Origin of the sequence: Kiloniella sp. (assembly GCF_965205715.1) — a bacterium.
Taxonomy (GTDB): domain Bacteria; phylum Pseudomonadota; class Alphaproteobacteria; order Kiloniellales; family Kiloniellaceae; genus Kiloniella.
The window spans coordinates 856,243-875,056 of record NZ_CBDBHW010000013.1 but is presented as its reverse complement, the minus strand read 5'-3'; the positions used below and the strand labels follow the sequence as shown (position 1 = coordinate 875,056).

Annotated in this window: 22 protein-coding genes; 15 read left to right on the top strand and 7 right to left on the bottom strand. The window is 45.8% G+C overall.

Annotated features, from left to right (window positions below; all coding sequences use genetic code 11):
* Nucleotides 1-33: 33 nt before the first annotated feature.
* Nucleotides 34-492 (top strand): sensor histidine kinase, encoded by a 459-nt coding sequence (locus ACOGW3_RS15505; RefSeq protein WP_419903813.1) that lies wholly within the window; start codon nucleotides 34-36, stop codon nucleotides 490-492.
* A gap of 5 nt (nucleotides 493-497) precedes the next feature.
* Here the strand turns inward: ACOGW3_RS15505 and tnpA are convergent, their stop codons facing one another.
* Nucleotides 498-932 (bottom strand): IS200/IS605 family transposase, encoded by a 435-nt coding sequence (gene tnpA / locus ACOGW3_RS15500; RefSeq protein ID WP_419901154.1) that lies wholly within the window; start codon nucleotides 930-932, stop codon nucleotides 498-500.
* A gap of 300 nt (nucleotides 933-1,232) precedes the next feature.
* Here tnpA and msrB point away from each other — a divergent pair, with 300 nt between their 5' ends.
* From msrB to ACOGW3_RS15460, 8 genes are all read left to right on the top strand, one after another.
* Nucleotides 1,233-1,640, top strand: a complete 408-nt coding sequence (gene msrB / locus ACOGW3_RS15495; RefSeq protein ID WP_419903812.1) for a peptide-methionine (R)-S-oxide reductase MsrB — start codon at nucleotides 1,233-1,235, stop codon at nucleotides 1,638-1,640.
* A gap of 131 nt (nucleotides 1,641-1,771) precedes the next feature.
* On the top strand, nucleotides 1,772-2,743 hold the full coding sequence (locus tag ACOGW3_RS15490; RefSeq protein WP_419903811.1) for a calcium/sodium antiporter: 972 nt from the start codon (nucleotides 1,772-1,774) through the stop codon (nucleotides 2,741-2,743).
* A 142-nt stretch (nucleotides 2,744-2,885) separates the two neighbouring features.
* Nucleotides 2,886-3,278: a dihydroneopterin aldolase gene (locus ACOGW3_RS15485; RefSeq protein ID WP_419903810.1), complete on the top strand. Its 393-nt coding sequence runs from the start codon at nucleotides 2,886-2,888 to the stop codon at nucleotides 3,276-3,278.
* A gap of 704 nt (nucleotides 3,279-3,982) precedes the next feature.
* Nucleotides 3,983-6,019: an excinuclease ABC subunit UvrC gene (uvrC, locus tag ACOGW3_RS15480; protein WP_419903809.1), complete on the top strand. Its 2,037-nt coding sequence runs from the start codon at nucleotides 3,983-3,985 to the stop codon at nucleotides 6,017-6,019.
* 114 nt (nucleotides 6,020-6,133) lie between these two features.
* The gene (mobB, locus tag ACOGW3_RS15475) at nucleotides 6,134-6,655 is read left to right on the top strand and encodes a molybdopterin-guanine dinucleotide biosynthesis protein B (protein WP_419903808.1); all 522 of its coding nucleotides are present in this window, start codon (nucleotides 6,134-6,136) and stop codon (nucleotides 6,653-6,655) included.
* Nucleotides 6,655-7,914 (top strand): gephyrin-like molybdotransferase Glp, encoded by a 1,260-nt coding sequence (gene glp, locus ACOGW3_RS15470; RefSeq protein ID WP_419903807.1) that lies wholly within the window; start codon nucleotides 6,655-6,657, stop codon nucleotides 7,912-7,914. The genes mobB and glp overlap by 1 nt, the downstream gene beginning before the upstream one ends.
* A complete protein-coding gene (gene moaD / locus ACOGW3_RS15465; RefSeq protein ID WP_419903806.1) occupies nucleotides 7,911-8,162 on the top strand; it encodes a molybdopterin converting factor subunit 1 in 252 nt (83 codons plus the stop codon). Before glp ends, moaD begins: the two co-directional genes overlap by 4 nt.
* Nucleotide 8,163: 1 nt before the next feature.
* Nucleotides 8,164-8,616 carry a molybdenum cofactor biosynthesis protein MoaE gene (locus ACOGW3_RS15460; protein ID WP_419903805.1) on the top strand — a complete coding sequence of 151 codons (453 nt, stop codon included), beginning with the start codon at nucleotides 8,164-8,166 and terminating at the stop codon, nucleotides 8,614-8,616.
* A 72-nt stretch (nucleotides 8,617-8,688) separates the two neighbouring features.
* On the opposite strand, the gene ACOGW3_RS15455 is transcribed toward ACOGW3_RS15460, so the two are convergent.
* Nucleotides 8,689-9,567: a branched-chain amino acid aminotransferase gene (locus ACOGW3_RS15455; RefSeq protein WP_419903804.1), complete on the bottom strand. Its 879-nt coding sequence runs from the start codon at nucleotides 9,565-9,567 to the stop codon at nucleotides 8,689-8,691.
* A gap of 182 nt (nucleotides 9,568-9,749) precedes the next feature.
* Between ACOGW3_RS15455 and ACOGW3_RS15450 the strand changes: the two genes are divergently transcribed.
* The 3 genes from ACOGW3_RS15450 to ACOGW3_RS15440 all read left to right on the top strand — a co-directional run bounded on the left by ACOGW3_RS15450 (nucleotide 9,750) and on the right by ACOGW3_RS15440 (nucleotide 12,441).
* Nucleotides 9,750-10,262 carry a MarR family winged helix-turn-helix transcriptional regulator gene (locus ACOGW3_RS15450; protein WP_419903803.1) on the top strand — a complete coding sequence of 171 codons (513 nt, stop codon included), beginning with the start codon at nucleotides 9,750-9,752 and terminating at the stop codon, nucleotides 10,260-10,262.
* Nucleotides 10,263-10,330: 68 nt separating this feature from the next.
* Entirely contained in the window at nucleotides 10,331-11,026 is a 696-nt protein-coding gene (locus ACOGW3_RS15445; RefSeq protein ID WP_419903802.1) for a response regulator, read from the top strand.
* 2 nt (nucleotides 11,027-11,028) lie between these two features.
* The gene (locus ACOGW3_RS15440) at nucleotides 11,029-12,441 is read left to right on the top strand and encodes an ATP-binding protein (RefSeq protein ID WP_419903801.1); all 1,413 of its coding nucleotides are present in this window, start codon (nucleotides 11,029-11,031) and stop codon (nucleotides 12,439-12,441) included.
* Between the two features lie 86 nt (nucleotides 12,442-12,527).
* Here ACOGW3_RS15440 and ACOGW3_RS15435 read toward each other — a convergent pair whose 3' ends face one another.
* From ACOGW3_RS15435 to ACOGW3_RS15415, 5 genes are all read right to left on the bottom strand, one after another.
* The gene (locus ACOGW3_RS15435; RefSeq protein WP_419903800.1) at nucleotides 12,528-12,878 is read right to left on the bottom strand and encodes a tRNA-binding protein; all 351 of its coding nucleotides are present in this window, start codon (nucleotides 12,876-12,878) and stop codon (nucleotides 12,528-12,530) included.
* A 66-nt stretch (nucleotides 12,879-12,944) separates the two neighbouring features.
* Nucleotides 12,945-13,547 (bottom strand): hypothetical protein, encoded by a 603-nt coding sequence (locus tag ACOGW3_RS15430; RefSeq protein WP_419903799.1) that lies wholly within the window; start codon nucleotides 13,545-13,547, stop codon nucleotides 12,945-12,947.
* A 137-nt stretch (nucleotides 13,548-13,684) separates the two neighbouring features.
* Nucleotides 13,685-14,506 (bottom strand): pyrroline-5-carboxylate reductase, encoded by an 822-nt coding sequence (proC, locus tag ACOGW3_RS15425; protein WP_419903798.1) that lies wholly within the window; start codon nucleotides 14,504-14,506, stop codon nucleotides 13,685-13,687.
* A 39-nt stretch (nucleotides 14,507-14,545) separates the two neighbouring features.
* Nucleotides 14,546-15,046, bottom strand: coding sequence for a YbjN domain-containing protein (locus ACOGW3_RS15420; protein ID WP_419903797.1), 501 nt, complete (start codon nucleotides 15,044-15,046; stop codon nucleotides 14,546-14,548).
* A gap of 226 nt (nucleotides 15,047-15,272) precedes the next feature.
* Nucleotides 15,273-15,584, bottom strand: coding sequence for an accessory factor UbiK family protein (locus ACOGW3_RS15415; RefSeq protein WP_419903796.1), 312 nt, complete (start codon nucleotides 15,582-15,584; stop codon nucleotides 15,273-15,275).
* Between the two features lie 210 nt (nucleotides 15,585-15,794).
* Between ACOGW3_RS15415 and rfaD the strand changes: the two genes are divergently transcribed.
* Genes rfaD through ACOGW3_RS15400 form a run of 3 tightly spaced genes read left to right on the top strand, consistent with a single transcriptional unit; the run spans nucleotide 15,795 to nucleotide 18,786 of the window.
* Complete coding sequence (gene rfaD / locus ACOGW3_RS15410) at nucleotides 15,795-16,778, top strand: ADP-glyceromanno-heptose 6-epimerase (RefSeq protein ID WP_419903795.1); 984 nt, start codon at nucleotides 15,795-15,797, stop codon at nucleotides 16,776-16,778.
* Nucleotides 16,775-17,689: a prolipoprotein diacylglyceryl transferase gene (gene lgt / locus ACOGW3_RS15405; protein ID WP_419903794.1), complete on the top strand. Its 915-nt coding sequence runs from the start codon at nucleotides 16,775-16,777 to the stop codon at nucleotides 17,687-17,689. Before rfaD ends, lgt begins: the two co-directional genes overlap by 4 nt.
* Nucleotides 17,686-18,786, top strand: a complete 1,101-nt coding sequence (locus ACOGW3_RS15400) for a class I SAM-dependent methyltransferase (RefSeq protein ID WP_419903793.1) — start codon at nucleotides 17,686-17,688, stop codon at nucleotides 18,784-18,786. The genes lgt and ACOGW3_RS15400 overlap by 4 nt, the downstream gene beginning before the upstream one ends.
* Nucleotides 18,787-18,814 lie beyond the last annotated feature (28 nt).

Here is an 18,814-nt window from a genome sequence, read left to right as displayed (position 1 = left end):
AGCGGTGAACTAAACCTTTTTGAGGGTTATTTTTTGCACGATCACATTGTCGAATATTGCCAAGCTACATTTGAACTCGAAACAATGAAAAAAGACCAGACCTTCACTGTTCAAAATAACGTGACTGGCATATCCTTGAGGGGAGATTCTCGGCGCTTCCGACAGATCCTGATCAACCTCATAAGTAACGCCATAAAGTACACTCCAAATGGCGGTTCTATTTCCTTATCCATAGATTTTGACAAAGCTCACAACATCATTTTTTCAGTAAAAGATACTGGCATTGGAATTCCCGACAATCGGCTTGAGGATGTGTGTAAGGCTTTCACACAGGCCGCTAGCTCTTCATGGGCGTCAGGAAAAGGTGTGGGATTAGGATTATATATTGCATCTAGATTAGTCGCGGCTCATGACGGCGAGTTAAATGACCCCCGGCAAAGCCGGGGGCTTAAGCGGGTGAGCCCCTTAAAGGGGCAAATTGGGAACCGCTAAAGCGGTTATGGATTGAATATATCCATTTGGTCAAAGTACTTATCACGCTCTTCTTGCGTTCTGATATACTCCCTCACCATCTGTTCATCGAGCCCTACAGTTGAGACGAAATATCCACGGGCCCAAAAATTTTCACCCTTGAAATTCCGTGCTTTATTTTTGAATTTTCGAGCTATGGCAATCGCGCTTTTTCCTTTTAGGTATCCAACGACTTTTGAAACAGCATGTTTGGGCGGTATGCTGATACACATGTGAATGTGATCCGGCATCAAATGGCCCTCCTCAATCTTACTTTCGCGATGCCCGGCCAGTTCATGGAAAATTTCACCAAGATACTGACGTAGGTTGCCATAGATAACTTTTTGCCTGCGTTTAGGGATGAAAACCACGTGGTATTTACAATCCCATCTCGTATGTGCAAGGCTTTTGTAATCTCTCATCGGCTAATTCCTTTGTTATTTTGGTCAATAAACAAAGAAATGTAAGACCGTGGGAACGGTCAAACCATTGAGAGTCCCCCGGCATAGCCGGGGGTTTACCGGATTAAATTAAAAATAGAAAGTACGTTAAACAAGGGGACAACGGTTTCTGTTCTTCTTCCCAAAACAAGAGTCTTAGATACCATCGATGAAAGTGTTGTACATTAATCCATATTCCCAAATTGATGTTTAGGGAATTGAAATCACCTCTCAAGCGACACAAGTTAAAGAAAACGATTTAGAGCTTAAGAGAAGAAATCGATGACCAAGAAAATAAACAGCGATACAAATTGGACAGAAAAGTTAGATTCTGAAACCTATCGAATTGCCAGGGAAGGTGGAACAGAACGCGCCTTTGCCAATAAATATTACGATTGTAAAACACCAGGTACATATAACTGTATTTGCTGTGAAGAGCCTTTATTTCATTCTAACACAAAGTATGATTCGGGCAGTGGATGGCCCTCTTTTTACGAACCTGTTGGCGACGGTTATGTCAGCGCCAAAGAAGACCACTCACACGGCATGCACCGGGTAGAGGTTCTATGTGCAAACTGCGATGCACATCTTGGCCACGTTTTCCCAGATGGGCCAAAGCCTACAGGCCTTCGCTATTGTATTAATTCTGCCTCTCTCAACCTAGTAGAAGAGTCTGATTCGGAGAAATAAGCCCAAATTTTGACATATTTGAACTTCTCCTATTGAAAATTCCTCCCCTTAGGGGCATCTAAAGGCCTGTGATTCTCTCACTTCATTAAGTGTGAGCCATCAAGTGTGCACAACTGAAGAGCAAAACAACCATGACAGCAACGGCATTTCTAGCAGCAGGCGGTGGCCTCGTTCTCCTAGCAGTAGGAGGTGAGATTCTTCTCCGTGGTGCAATAGGAATTGCTCGTAAACTTGAAATTTCCCCCATGCTCATCGGCTTAACTATCGTTGCCTGCGCCACGTCTATGCCAGAGTTAATGGTGACACTAACCGCGGGATTAGAAGGTGCCACCGATATTGGTGTGGGGAACGTCATTGGCTCAAATATCGCGAATATTCTATTGATCCTTGGGGTTGGCGCTCTAATCTCTCCCTTGGTCACAAAGCCCTGTGATGTGATGCGTGATGCAATAGCAATGCTAATTGCGACGGCTCTTTTCATCATCTTTGCGCTCATTGGTGTTTTCACCATTTGGCATGGGATATTTATGCTCGCTTTGCTGACGTTTTATATTTGGCGTAGTTATTACCGTGAGAAAAAGTGTAATCCAAAAGAGGAAGCCGACCCAGAACTCGCGGAAGAGTTAGAAGCAGCTCCAGGATCCATCCCCTTAGCCGTGTTCCTGCTATTGCTTGGTGTTGGAGGATTAATTATCGGCTCTGAATTACTTGTAGATGGTGCAGAGACAATCGCTCGGGCCGCTGGAGTATCAGAAACCGTTATTGGGGTTACACTGGTTGCTCTTGGAACCTCTCTCCCAGAATTGGCAACTGCCGTTGTCGCAGGCATTCGTGGTCATACGGAAGTTGCTCTTGGGAATGCATTGGGATCAAACATTTTTAACCTACTGTTGATTCTTGGCGTCCTTGCAATTGTATCTCCTTTCACCGTGTCTCCAGCTATCTTGCAATTTGATATGTGGGTAATGGCTGGTGTTAGCCTGCTGGTAATTCCTGCGATGTGTCATTCAGGGAAAATATGCCGTCTAAAAGGCGTTATCTTTATTGCACTTTACGCAGCTTACATTCTGTATCAATTCAAAGATAAGCTCTTTGTAGCCTAGTCCCACGAGAATAAACGGTGGCCACTATGCCCAATACAATTGCCTTTTGACCTCTGTTATCACAGAGCGTAAATTGGCGCCTAATTAACACCGCTTCACTACGGTTATTTTCTCCTTAGATAAAAGAGAAGGAATGTCGAAGATGGCATCCGAAAACAAAACGACTACTGACAGCAACCTTACAGAGCAAAAACTGGTCGTACGGGATCTTTCTCTTAGCTGCCATATTGGCCTAACAGAAGAAGAACGTCTCCGCCCTCAGAGATTAAAACTAACTCTCGAACTTACCCTTAACCCGGTTCCTGTTATTAACGATGAAATTGACGAAACGATCAATTACGGCGTACTGGTTAAGAAGGTTCGTAATGTGTGTCTGGAAACTAAGGTCAAACTTCTAGAAACCCTGGCAAACGACATATCTGAAACCTGCTTTTTTGATGACCGGATAAAAATCGTACACATGCGCATTGAGAAGTTGGATCGCTATCCTGATGTCGCTGGCGTTGGGATTGAGATCACAAGAACACGCTCTTAAGAAAAATCTTGTTTGCTATAACAACAGGGTCAGAAATAACATTTCTGGCCCTGTTTTGATTCCATCGTTTGCAATTCAATTATTAACCGTTTTCGTTTGTACAATATTAGTACGATTTTTACCTCAGATTCGTTCGGGAATTGGCTATTGCCATAAAGAGAATCTAGACAAATCAACAAGATTGCTCTGAAATTCGATCCACTTGTGCACAGGAGAAATCTTTCTGTAATGGTCAAGACCAAAAAAAACAATTTTTTTTCCATATAGGAGCGTTGACTTTGAATAACACAACAAATTCAATAACTTAAAAAATATGCCTATTTTTTAATCACCTTAATGTAACACTAGTGTTTTCAAGGGGTATAGACAAACGCACACAAGATAGCCACAAAGTTATCCACAGGAATCGTGGATATAATTTCTGATGAAAATCACTGGTTCAACCAGTCTCCTCACGAATCCTTGATGTTCTCCAGAGTCACCTTTTTGCGTTAATAAAGTGTTCTTGACCTGTTCCCTGTGAATGTCCATTTATTACCTGTAGGCGTGCTTCGTTATGGAATTACGGCTACTGTTACCGTATCTCGATTTATTAATAGAGGAATGTGTCTCTCCCAGGACCAATTTAAATTTGAGCCATGACAAAAACACCACCTCATAAACCGCGTAAAAAAGATCTATCTCAGGGTGGAAAGCGGTCAGCCATGGCAATACACGAAATTGATAAAATCAACACTTCTGAAGAAGAGAATACTGATCAGCTTTCAGGGTTATCAGAAGCCGCGATTACATGGGATCCATCCAACAAAGCACCCGATAGTGAAGCTGGCTCATCCAGCAATATCGAAATTGGCACCCTTGCAATACAAAATGTTGTCAAAACCCTTCCCGGTTCTCCGGGCGTATACCGAATGCTCAACAAAGAGGGCGACGCGCTTTATGTCGGTAAGGCCAAAAATTTAAAAAAGCGGGTCGTATCCTACACTCGGGTTGATCAACTCCCCTATCGGCTAAAACGGATGGTATCCGAGACCAGATCGATGGAGATTGTCCAAACAAATACCGAAGCTGAAGCCTTGCTCCTGGAAAGCAACCTGATCAAACGCCTGGGGCCGCGCTTCAACGTCCTTCTACGAGATGACAAATCATTTCCCTATATATTGATTACGGGGGACCACGAAGCTCCTCAGATTACAAAACATCGTGGTGTGCAAAAAAGAGATGGCCGTTATTTTGGGCCTTTTGCAGACGTGAAGTCTGTAAATCAAACCATCACCGCTCTCGAAAAGGCTTTTCTATTGAGATCCTGCAGCGATGGCGTCTACACCAACCGAACGCGACCATGCTTAATGTACCAAATCAAGCGCTGTTCTGCCCCCTGTGTGGGGCGAGTATCTCTCAACAACTATGCCTCTCATGTAAAGGAAGCTGAAAGCTACCTGAGCGGATCATCGATGGAGTTCCAAAAGAAAATGGCTCTCAAGATGCAAGAAGCAGCTGGTGAGCAGGACTATGAACAAGCAGCAGTTTATAGAGACCGTATCCGGGCCCTTACCAGCATCCAGTCCAAACAGGAAATTAACGTTGCTGAAATAGATGACGCCGACGTCTTTTCGTTATTTGAAAAAGCCGGCCAGTCCTGCATCCAGGTGTTCTTTTTCAGAGCTGGCCGGAATTACGGAAACCGCTCCTACTTTCCTAGCCACGATAAAACCATTGATCCTGAAACAGTCCTTACGTCCTTTATCGCCCAGTTCTATACCAACAAACCCGTCCCAAAACTGGTCATGGTTAGTCACAAATTACCAGAACAACTGATATTATCTGAAGCTCTATCAAGTAAGGCCGGATATCGGGTCGAAATAAATCAACCTCAGCGCGGCGCAAAAAGAAAACTAATTGAAAACGCAACGGTTAATGCCCGGGAAGCGCTTGCCCGAAGAATGGCGGAAAGCGCAAGCCAGAGACGATTATTAGAAGGCCTCGCGGATATGCTGTCTTTGGATTCAACACCCGAGCGCGTAGAAGTTTACGATAACAGTCACACTCAAGGGTCAGAGGCCTATGGTGGCATGATTGTCGCTGGATTAGAGGGCTTCACAAAAAAAGCTTATCGAAAGTTCAAGATCCGGGGAGACAAAGCCCCTGAGAGCGATAAGCCCTCAGAACCACACCTGGAAATACAATCAGAAGCAGCCTTTACCGGTGGTGATGATTACGCGATGATGCGCGAAGTCCTTACCCGTCGCCTATCACGTAGTCTGAAAGAAGATCCCGACCGTCAAACGGATCAATGGCCGGGTCTTCTGGTATTGGATGGCGGACAAGGCCAGTTAACAGTTGGGATCGAGGTTCTGGAAGAGCTTGGGTTGAGTGACATCCCCATCGTTGCCATTGCCAAAGGACAGGATAGAAATGCTGGACGGGAGCGTATCTTTCTCCCGAACCGTCCCTCTTTTCTGGTCGACCCCAAGGATCCCGTGCTCTACTTTATCCAGCGACTAAGAGATGAAGCACACCGCTATGCCATTGAAACTCACCGCAAGGGTAGGTCAAATGCACGGCTAAAGTCGGTTCTCGACGGTATTCCGGGTATCGGCGCAAAACGTAAAAAGGCATTGTTATTCAAATTTGGCTCTGCAGATGCCGTTGCTCGTGCAGGTATAGAAGATTTAGAAGCTGTTGAAGGCGTTAGCCGGGTTGTAGCTCAATCAATCTATGACCACTTTAATACTGAGTAGTTTTGGTTTAATCGGCAGTCGCCATCGACTGATTTGATCTATAACATGGAGAGAGATCAAACGGATGGCTATACAGATACTATCTAAGTAATTTTTTACGCCAGAAGGTACGTTATGAAGGTATTCGGCTTAGCGGGTTGGAGTGGAAGTGGAAAGACAACTTTACTCAAACAACTCATTCCGGTTTTAGTTGATCGCGGCATAAAGGTTTCTACGCTAAAGCACGCCCACCATAAATTCGATGTCGATAAACCGGGTAAAGATTCCTACGAACACCGAGAGGCTGGCGCTTCCGAAGTTATGATCGCTTCAGGAAACCGCTGGGCCCTGATGCACGAGTTGCGTGATGAGAAAGAGCCAACACTCCAGGAGTTAATTCCGCACATGACTCCAGTTGACCTTCTTCTCATCGAAGGATTTAAAAAAGAAGATCACCTAAAATTAGAAATATACCGCCCTTCTCTGGGCAAGCGGATGCTGCACAAGGACGATCCCAATATAATTGGGGTGGCAACAGATGAAGAATTTTTAGATTCCCCGTTGCCTGTCATTGATCTCAACGATATTGAATCGATTGCAGATTTTATCTGCAATACTTGTGATTTTAATGACAGGATCCGAAAGGCTGCTGATTAATGGCTCAGTTAACTGACGATTGCTTTGCCCATGGCGGCAAACTGATGACTACGGCGCAAGCACTCGTCCTCCTGCAAGAGAAACTACATTGTATAACCGAAGAGGAAGTACTTCCGGTTGCCCTCTGTTTGGGGAGAGTACTGGCTCAGGATATTATCTCTGCCTGCGATGTCCCGCCACATGACAATTCCGCAGTTGATGGTTACGCCGTTTATTTTGATGATCTCAATGACAATGAGAACACCCTCCTCCCCATCAGTGATCGAATAGCTGCCGGAAGTCGGATCAAGGGCCATCTAGCACAAGGGACCTCAGCTCGGATATTTACTGGCGCCCCTATGCCTTTAGGGGCGGATACTGTCCTCATGCAGGAAGATTGTGAACTAGATAACAAGAGCAATATCTTAATTCCCCATGGCATCAAACGTGGCTCTAATAGACGGTTTTCTGGTGAAGATGTTAGCGCTGATAGCATCATTTTTAAAACAGGACATGTTCTTAAACCTCAGGATCTCGGCTTGATATCCGCCGTGGGTGTTTCCAGGATATCAGTTAAAAAGCCATTGAACGTTGCGCTTTTCTCCACGGGAGATGAACTGAAGAATCCTGGTGAAACCCTCGTTAGTGGCGAGGTATATGATTCTAATCGTTACGCCATTACAGGTTTACTGCAAAAATTAGGTTGCATGGTCACTGACCTTGGTATCCTTGCCGATGATCTCCCAACCATAAGCGAGGCTCTTTCAAAAGCGACTGGAGAGTTTGATCTCATTATCACGTCTGGTGGTGTATCTGTCGGCGAAGAAGACCACGTCAAACAAGCGGTAGAGTCACAGGGCAGTCTTCACGCTTGGCGCCTTGCAATTAAGCCGGGTCGACCAATCGCGCTAGGCCAACTTGGGCAAACCGCCTTTGTCGGTCTCCCAGGTAATCCCGTTGCCGTGATCGTGACCTTTGCAAATTTTGTCCGCCCTCTAATCCAGATCCTATCTGGTTCAACCTATCGAGAACCGTTCTCTTTTCCCGTTATCGCGGCCTTTAATCACAAGAAAAAAATTGATCGCCGTGAATGGCTTAGAGTTCACCTTAAGAAAAATGAGCATGGAGCGTGGGAAGCGCACAAGTTTCCACGAGATGGTGCTGGTGTACTTTCTTCAGTTTGTGAATCAGATGGTTTTGCAGAACTTCCAGAAGATCTGGTAACCATAGAACCCGGTCAGATCATCACCTACCTGCCCTTTAACGAGATTGCCTTATGAAAATCCTCTACTTCGCGTGGCTCCGTACTTCAATTGGAAAGTCTTCAGAAGAGATCGCTCCACCCGCGGAGGTCAAAACCATTGATGATCTTCTCAACTGGCTTCCTTCTCTTGGAGAAAATTATACCAGTGCTTTAGAGAAACGGGATCTTCTCCGTATCGCTGTTAATCAGGAATACGCAGACCTCGATCAAGAGATTAAAACCGGGGATGAAATTGCTCTCTTCCCACCCGTGACAGGCGGGTAAGATGATTAGAGTTCAACAAGAAGACTTTGATGTCGGACGAGAGCTTAAAAAGCTCACAGAGAACAATCACTCCATTGGCGGCGTTGCCTCGTTTCTTGGGCTCGTACGAGACATTGCGAGCGATGAGAACATCTCGGCGATGACCCTGGAACACTATCCAGGCATGACAGAGAAGCTCCTTGGTGAAATTGAGGCCGAAGCCCACCAGCGGTGGGAACTCGATGCCAGCTTAATCATTCATCGTTACGGCCGCATGGAGCCGGGTGAGCAGATCGTTTTGGTCGTCACCTGTAGCAAGCATCGCAAAGATGCTTTTGAGAGCTGTGAGTTTTTAATGGATTACCTTAAAACCAAAGCTCCATTCTGGAAACTGGAAGAAACACCCGAAGGTGGCAAGTGGGTTGACGCTAGAGACTCAGATGATGATGCGGCCTCCAGATGGCTTGAGAAATAACCCTTCAATTTTTGATACAAAAAAACGGGTAGCTTGAAGCCACCCGTTTAATTTATCAAATTCAACTCGTTATCAGCTTGGTTTCCGAACCAGCTCATCATAACCGAGGAGGAGATCTTTTGTGATCTCGCCCGGAGTGAACTTGTACTCCCCAATTTCTCGAACAGGTGTTACCTCCACAGCTGTTCCAGTTAGGAACACTTCCTGTGTATGGGCTAGTTCTTCAGGCATGATTGAACGCTCGATTACCTCATATCCCTTTTCTTTTGCCATGGTAATAACAGTTCGACGGGTAATACCGTCCAAGAAACAATCAGGCGTCGGTGTATGTATTTTGCCTTCTTGAATTAGGAACACATTCGCACCAGTCGCTTCGGCGATTTGTCCCCGGTAATCCAACATTAAAGCATCATTGTAACCCTTCGCCTCTGCCGCATGTTTTGAAAGGGTCGCAATCATATAAAGTCCCGCAGCTTTGGAATTGACCGGTGCTGTTGCGGGGTCAGGACGTCGCCATTCGGCAAAATCCAACCGGATCCCTTCCAAACGCGCCTCAGGAGAGAAATAGGAGGGCCATTCCCACGCCGCAATGGCAACATGAATTTGGGAGGGTTGAGCTGATACCGCCATCATCTCGCTACCGCGCCAAGCCACAGGCCGTAGATAACCGTCGACAATATTATTGGCTTCCATAACCTCTTTACAGGCCCGGTCGATCTCAGCGACAGAATATGGATTTTTAAACCCAAGTAATTCACCTGAACGGATAAGTCGTTCATGGTGTTCTTGCATCTTGAAGATGCGCCCGTTGTAGGCACGTTCCCCCTCAAACACACTGCTTCCATAATGTAAGCCATGGCTGAGAATATGAAGTTTAGCATCTCTCCAAGGGATTATCTCTCCGTTGTACCAGATAAAACCGTCGCGATCGTCAAATGGAAGCATAGTCATGGCTTTCCCGTTCAAGGTGGTATAGTCTCTCAAATCACCTTTAACCGTTTTCGTCTATTCAATCGTCCGATCGAATAAATCAGCAGCAAAAGGTAAATATGTTTTCCGTTTACAGGTAATTTTGATGATTTGTATCAAAACAACCTGCCATTATGTAACAGTGCTTCGATAGATAAGTCAACATGACTGACATAAAATCAGGAACAAATCCTCTTTTCTTACGAACTGAGGAGATTATGCAGGCGATTGAATTACTCTTTTTTGCCTATAGAGATTTCACCGGAGAACCCGATGAACTCCTAGCTGAATATGGGTTTGGCCGTGCCCACCACCGTGTGATCCATTTCGTTGGTCGCAATCCCGGCATCACCGTTAGTGAACTGTTATCGATTCTACAAATCACCAAACAGAGTCTTTCTCGAGTCCTGAGCCAATTGGTCAGAGAAGGTTTCATCAAGCAAACTCCAGGCGCCGAAGACCGTCGCCAACGCCTTTTAGAGCTAACAGACAAAGGGTTGGAACTGGATGAGAAACTATTTAATGTCCAACGCCAACGCATTGTTCGAGCCTATAAAGAATCCGGTGCAGAAGCCGTAGCTGGATTCAGATCAGTTCTTATGAACATGATGGAAGAAGATGACCGCCCGAGATTTCACAAAAAACAAAAGAAGCTTTTTTCTGATAGACGAAGTTAGCTTCCCTCTACCATCATGGTTACAGAATTAGCTCTGGGAAAGACATAACGAGGCGTTATACTGGCAACATGCACGATATGAATCCGCATCTTTTGGTTGTTGATGACGACACAAGGCTAAGGAATCTTCTTCAGAAATTTCTGAGCGATCAAGGTTTTGTTGTAACCACTGCTGCTAGCGCAGCGGAAGCCAGATCACACTTGGCATCCCTGACATTCGATCTCCTTATACTCGACATTATGATGCCCGGGGAAACGGGCTTAGAGCTCACTCAGTCATTGCGGAAAAAAAACGATGTCCCAATTCTGCTACTCACCGCTATGGGAGAAACTGGTGATCGAATAAGTGGCTTAGAATCAGGCGCGGATGATTACCTCTCAAAACCCTTTGAACCACGTGAACTGGTATTACGTATCAATGCTATATTGAAACGAATTCAAAGCAAACCTGTTGAAAAAGAGTTACCCACTGAGAACGTCGTTTTTGGCAACTTTAGATTTGATGTCAGAAAATCACAGCTTTGGAACAATGACGACTTTATCCACCTGACTGATGTAGAAGCCGCCTTACTTAAGACCCTGGCTGAACAGTCTGGATCGGCCGTCAGAAGGGACGAGCTCGTTGAAGAAGGTTCAGATCTATCCAACACCCGCAGTGTCGATGTGCAAGTTACCAGATTGCGCCGAAAAATTGAGCAGGACCCTAAATACCCTAGGTATTTACAAACCATTCGTGGTGTCGGCTATGTCCTCAAAACGGATTAAGCATGACTTCTGAACCGATACAAGAAACTCATACAGTCTCAAATGCTGAAGAAAAGCCCCCTCGCAAGCGTCCCTTTTTCTTAAAAAGGTATCTCCCGAAATCTCTCTTGGGACGCTCCCTGCTGATCATTATAACCCCATTGCTCCTTGTTCAGGCAATTTCTGTATGGGTGTTCTATGATCGGCATTATGAAACAGTCACCAAACGCTTGGCTCAAGGTTTGGCTGGTGATATCGCAGCCTCTATTTTGCTTTTACAGGACGCAGAATCCCCTTACGAAAAAGCCCACATATTCCAGCTTATGCAAAAAACTGCAGATCTTTCTCTAACTTTGCATCATGGAATAGAACTCCCTCCAACCAACTGGTCTCCAGGCTGGTCAGTGCTCGAACGACGATTAAACCAAGCTATTCATGATCAAATTGTAAAAAATTTGAGAAAGGAATATCGCTACACCATTGATACTGTCAGTTTGATTGATCAGGTAAAGATACAAGTTCAAATAGAAGAGGGTGTTCTGCTTGTTCTTGTACCAAGCAAGCGCTTGTTCTCCTCGACAACCTATCTTGTAATTTTGTGGATGGTGGGGTCTTCTGTCATCACTTTTGGCGTAGCTTTCATATTTATGAGAAACCAAGTCAGGCCCATTCAACGTCTCGCCAGAGCTGCTGAAAGCTTTGGGAAAGGGCGAGATGTTAAGGGGTTCAAACCCGAAGGTGCTACAGAGGTAAGACAGGCATCTGGCGCTTTTATCCGGATGCGTTCGCGCATTAAACGGCAGGTTGAACATCGCACAGCAATGCTGGCAGGTGTGAGCCACGATTTACGCACGCCACTTACCCGCATGAAACTTCAGCTCGCCATGTCAGGAGATGATGAAGACACCAAGAACCTACAGGCTGATGTATCTGACATGGAAAAAATGGTGGAGGGTTACCTCGCTTTTGCCAGAGGCGAGGGCCGGGAAGAAACTGCCAGCTGCGACATCTCTTCTCTTTTGGGAGATTTGGTTCACCAGTTAGGCATAAACAATAATCCGATAGATCTGCATATCGAGGAAAATATCGAAATCTCGCTTCGGAAAGAAAATTTTAAACGCGCAATCACAAATCTGGTTACTAATGCCCAACGTTATGGTGATCACGTTATGATTTGTGCCAAGATTAGATCGGCTCAACTTGGAAGACTTTTAGAAATTACCGTCGATGACGATGGTCCCGGAATCCCCGAAGAAAGTCGAATCGATGTGCTGAAGCCATTTTTTCGCTTGGAACAATCGAGAAACCAAGCCACTGGTGGTATCGGTTTAGGTCTCTCAATCGCCAACGATGTTATCAGTAATCACGGTGGCGACCTCTCTTTAGAAGAGGCACCTGGCGGCGGGCTTCGCGCTAGAGTTACACTCCCTTTTTAGATTTTATTTGTTGGCGTCAATTCTCAATAGGTCAACACTCAACACTTGGCACTTGGCACTTGGCACTTGGCACTTGGCACTTGGCACTAATGCATACGGCTCCCCAAGGGAACTTCTTTATCGGGCGCAATCAACACGATACCACCCTCTGGATCTGAAGCTCCAAGCACCAATATTTCAGACATAAACTTGCCTATTTGCCGGGGAGGAAAATTGACCACTGCCATGACCTGCCGACCAATTAATTCTTCTGGATTGTAGTGGAGTGTGATCTGTGCAGAAGATTTTTTGACACCGATCTCTTTGCCAAAATCGACCCAAAGTTTGATTGCGGGTCTACGAGCCTCGGGGTAAGGCTGTGCATCGATCACGGTGCCAACTCTTATATCAACTTTCAAAAATTCATCGAACGTAATGTCGGTTGTTTCGTCACTCATACCCAAATCCAAATAACATAAAATTCAAAAGATTGTGTCTTGGGAATTTGGATTGCACAAGGGGCGCTAAATCGTTTGTTCCGTTTTTTTAGGTGCACAAGAGTTTGAACACCGACGTGCCCAGATATCAATTCGCTCAAGCCCTTTATCCAGAGCAGACATGGTTTTTGTCAGATCTTCACTCTCATCCCCAAGCCAGGTCCGAAACACATTTAAATAAAGCACTGAAAGCACCTTAATGCGCAGTCCCCCTCTTAGTCCTGAGGTGGATAAACCGGCAGCTTCGAGTATAAGCGTCATAGATCGACGTAAGTTGCATAAATGGGCAATCCCAGTCAGGGGGTCGCGGCTACAGTCGTGAGCAATCGCAGTTAATCCCTGCTTATACGGCTGGAGAGCATCAAACCTGCTCATAAGCAGATCAAACAATCGATCTTTTGCTGGCTGCTCCAAACGATCACCATCTTCATCGTCGACAGTTTGGCTATCCGCACCATCCGAAATATAGCGAACGATTGACAGTTTGGAGGGAAATATCGTGTATAACTGTGATAACGGTACTTTTGAAGAAGCAGAGATCTCCGCAAGAGAAAGGTCACGCCACCCCTTCTCCGTTGCTAAAGACATTGCTGTATTTACGATATGTTGAGGTATTTCTGCCTTTTTCATCTTTTGACTCCACACCTGTAATAACGAAGTCCCATATATTAACATATAAGTTGAAAAAGTGCCCTGCGGGATTGGGATTAACTGTTCACGAAGCCGCAGGAACACTTCATCTCATTATTGTTAATATCCTCGAAATTTTAGGAAAGAGCTTTACTTCGGTTCGTTGCCGCAGCAACGGCCTTGGTCATAATGGGTTGCAACCCATCATCAGCCATTAGAACTTCCAACGCGGCTTGAGTGGTACCGTTCGGACTGGTCACATTAATACGTAATTGGGTGGGGCTATCATCTGATTGGTGGATAAGTTCCCCAGCACCGGAAACAGTTGTATGGGCGAGCTTACGAGCTAAATCTTCCGGCAATCCCGCATCGACACCGGCTTGTGCTAAACATTCCGCCATCAGGAAAATGTAGGCAGGGCCACTGCCGGATACACCAGTAACAGCATCTATCTGCCCTTCACTGTCCAGCCATGCTGTCTCCCCCACTGCAGCCATAAACTCTTGGCAAACGGCCTTTTGTTCTTCGCTGACATTAGGATTGGCATAGAGAACAGTCATACCGCGGGAAACAGCAGCAGGCGTATTTGGCATTGTTCGAACAATTGCGGCCTGCGACCCTAGATTATCTTCGTAGAAAGAAATTTTCTTACCCGCCACTACAGATAAGAACACCGTATCAGGTTTTACAAAACGGCGATAATCACCAATCGCGTCATCCATCATCTGAGGTTTGATTGCGAACATGACAAGAGCTGGAGACAAGCTATCGCTAATATCGTTTAAGTTTTCAACGGCAACAACCCCTTGTTTCTTAAAGGGGTCCAAATAGCTCGCCTTTGCCGATGGGTCGACAATCGTTACTTGAGAGCCGGATAAACCACGATCCAACCAGCCCTGCAACATAGCGCCACCCATTTTGCCGCATCCAATAAGCAGCAAAGTTCCACCATTAAGCATGTAGCCTGTCCTATTCCTAAATTTAACTGGAACGGAACTCTACGCTTCTCCCGCCGTATCCATCAAGGCAAGATCGATGGCATTTAGTTCGGAATCCCCTCCTGAAGAAATCAGTTTTATGGCAGGAAGTAGTCGGTCCCACTCTGCAATAGCTGTTGCGACCAGATCTTCCGTTTGTTCTTCACTGAAACCATCTTGACCACGCAACGGAACGGTATGGCGATAGGCTGGCCCCCCGGTTTCAGGAATAAAATCAAAGTGACCAAGCCATAACTGGTTGTTCACTGAAATCAAAAGCTCGCAAATCTTACTAAAAGCAGTTTGCGGAATTTCGATTTCCCCGTGACAGGCAAAAAACATTGCTTGTAATTCACTTTGCCACTGAAAATGGAGATGAAGTGGGCTCCAGTGGCCTTCGATTACGGCCAGCAACTCGAAATCACCCTCACGTTCAAAGTCCCAGTCATAGTCCAGGACCCATTCTTCGATTGTATCAATAGGATTAAAAGGTAGCAGCTCATTTGTCGTATTTGAATTCATTGCACTGACCCCTCACTAGAATAGTCGAGCAAGACACAATTGGCATCACAACATTCAATATATTGAATTGAACATGCAACACACTACCAAATGTAGTGTGGCACATATCGAATCTATGATTCAAGTAAAAACGACAAAAGAAAAAGCCTGGGATAAAGACCCAGGCTTTTAACTTCGAGCTCAAAAAATACGCTTTTGGCCTACAACTATAGGATTAGAAGTCTGTTTAATCAGCCTTCTTTGCCGTTGTTTTTTTTGATGGAGAGGCTTTAGGTTTAAGGTTGGCTTCCAGATCAGCAAGACGCGCTTCCAGTGATGTTACCTTTTGCGCAAGATCTTCACCTTCTTCCCGCGCTTTAACCGCCACAGCTTTCATTGCATCGAATTCTTCCCGAGGAACAATGTCCATCTGAGTAAGAATACGTTCGAATTGCTCACGAATCCGCGCTTCGACTTCGCCGCGCATTCCTGCTGCGGCACCCATGGCACTACTGGCAACCTTTGCCAGATCATCAAGGATACGATTTTGAGTTTGCATGACTTTGCCTTTCAGGATGCTGGATACATCAAAAACAAGACCCAGCGAATCTATTCTCTACGCCTAATATGGCGTGTTGATCCATATGCTTCAACCAAAGTTCGTCATAGATTGGACAAAGTTTTCAAAAAATATAACAACAGACGCTTCTCTATGCATCACTGACAGCATATATAGAGAAGCGAAAGAACGTAATGGAAGGCTTTGGGTATGTATCTCGTCACTGGCGGTGCTGGTTTTATAGGTTCGAATCTTGTCGCGTCCCTTGTCGGACAAGGCGAAGCAGTTGTTGTTAGTGACTGGCTTGGTGAGGGCGACAAGTGGCGCAACCTTGCCAAACATGAGCTTGAAGACATCGTTGCACCGGAAAATCTACCTCAATTTCTAGAAGAAAATGCCCAACACCTAAAAGGGGTTTTCCATATGGGGGCAATTTCCGCGACGACAGAAACTGACGGCGATGCTTTGATGGATAACAATTTCCGCCTCAGCAAATCGCTTTGGCATGTTTGTTCTGATCACGGCATACCCTTCATATACGCATCATCTGCCGCGACATACGGCGGCGGTGAGCATGGATTTGATGACGGAGATAGTATCGACCACCTCTCCAACCTTCTCCCTTTGAACGGATATGGCTGGAGCAAACAGCTTTTTGATCGTTGGGTGGTACGCCGCATCGCAAACAAAGCCCCTCAGCCACCGCAATGGGCCGGCATGAAATTCTTTAATGTTTATGGCCCCAACGAGTATCACAAGGGTGGACAGGCAAGTGTCCCCTTCCATCTCTTCAATCAGGTGACATCAGGTGAACCAGCACGTCTATTCCAATCTCATCACCCGGATTATTCTGATGGTGGCCAACTGCGTGACTTCATCGCTGTTGATGATTGTGTAAATGTAATGATGTGGCTGAAAGATAATCCAAAAGTAAATGGTTTGTTTAATGTCGGAACAGGCCAGGCTAGATCGTTCTCAGATCTTGCCAGAGCCGTATTTGATGCCATGGACAAAAATGAAAATATCAAATACGTCCCAACACCGGAAAGTATCCGAGATAAATACCAATACTTTACCGAAGCAAACATGAATAAACTTAGATCTGCAGGTTATGATCGCCCCTTTACTTCTCTCGAAGAAGGCGTTGCACGTTACGTCAAAGAGTTCCTTGCCAAGGAAGATTCTTATCGATGACACAAGAATTGGTTTTTGCCGCACTGGCGTACCCGGAAGTTGATCCGATCGCTATTAGTCTGGGTCCTATCGCCATTCGCTGGTATTCCCTGGCTTATATCTTTGGCATTCTTGCCGGATGGCGTTACAGCCGTTGGCTTTGCTTTCAGGCTCCCCGCCAGTTGCGCCCTATTGCCATGGACGATTTTATTGTCTGGGCAACTCTAGGGATAATCCTCGGTGGGCGTCTTGGTTACGTGCTTTTCTATAACTTCACTTATTTCCTATACAACCCGGTGGAAATATTTGCAGTTTGGCAAGGAGGAATGAGTTTCCATGGAGGACTTATCGGCGTCATTACCGCGATGGTTCTTTTTGCACGAAAAGAGAAAGTTCACTTCCTCACACTTGCAGATATTGTTGCTTGCGCTACGCCCATAGGCTTGTTTTTTGGCCGCTTGGCAAACTTTATCAATGGCGAATTGTTTGGACGAGTCACCACCGCCGAAATCGGGATGGTCTTTCCTAATGGAGGACCTCTTCCAAGGCACCCCAGTCAATTATACGAAGCTGGACTTGAAGGCATTACGCTTTTCCTCATTCTCTATTTAGTTATTCGTACCGGAGGCTTGAGGAGACGTGGTCTTGCTGCGGGACTGTTTCTTATTGGCTACGGACTTTCAAGAACCATCGTTGAACTCTTCCGTGAGCCAGACGCCCACATTGGTTTTTTGTTTGGGGAAGTGACAATAGGACAGTTGCTATCATCCCCCATGTTGCTCATAGGCTTGAGCCTGGTCTTCCTCGCTTACAAACAGCCGCTACAGATCATTGGGCCAGAACATAAGCCGGAAGATATTTCTCCTAAAGAAGCAGAAAAGGCCTCGAAAAAGAATTCCAAACCCAAAAATAGCGGATCAAAAGGAAAATGACGGCTGACCGGGGTGATTCCAATGTATTTGATCGGCTAGCCAAACGAATTCGGTTAGAGGGCGCGATTACAATTGCGGACTTTATGGCCGATGTCCTAATTACCCCCAAACATGGTTACTACATGTCAGGCGAACCCTTTGGTGCCGCAGGGGATTTCATCACAGCGCCAGAAGTCAGCCAAATGTTTGGCGAGCTCATTGGTATTTGGTGTGCGGATACCTGGTATAACATGGGGGGGCCCACCACGCTTAACTTAGTGGAATTGGGGCCGGGTCGTGGAACACTTATGTCCGATATGCTCCGTGCCGCGGGAATGGTCCCAGGTTTCCTCCAAACATTACAAGTTCACCTCATCGAAGTAAGCCCCAACCTAAAGAAAAAACAAAAAGAAGCTCTATCCGGTTTCAATGTTACTTGGCATTCTGATTTAACCACCCTTCCTGAAGGTCCCACACTGTTTATTGCCAACGAGTTTTTTGACGCGCTGCCAATCAAACAGTTTGAGCGATCACCCGAAGGATGGAGTGAGCGCTTAATCACACTCAGTGAAGATGAAAAAGAGCTTAACTTCACTCTCTCACCAGCTTCTAAAGCAATAGAATCGCTACTACCTGAAAGCTTACGAACCGCTCCTGAAGGGGCTGTTATTGAGCTGTCGCCCATCGCCTCGACTATTACAGATATGATCTCTCACCACATTCTAGAACACGGTGGGGCTGCTTTATTCATAGATTATGGTTGGGATATTCCAACCGCCCAACCCACTCTTCAAGCGGTGAAAGCACACAAGAAGCATCCCGTATTGCAAGAGCCTGGTACCGCTGATATTTCTGCACTGGTAGATTTCCCAACTCTCGTCACGACAGCCTTAAATGCGGGCGTCGCAGCTCACGGCCCCATAACTCAAGGTGATTTCTTACGCTCGCTAGGCATTGAACAGCGGGCAGAAATGTTACGTAAAACCGGTACGGATGAACAAATCGTTGATATTACATCGGCAGAGCATCGCTTGACCGATGCAAATGAAATGGGGACCCTGTTTAAAGTTCTGGCTCTCACTCATCCCGATTACCAAACACCTGCAGCTTTTCCCTAATAAAAAAACTAAATTATACTTTCGCTCC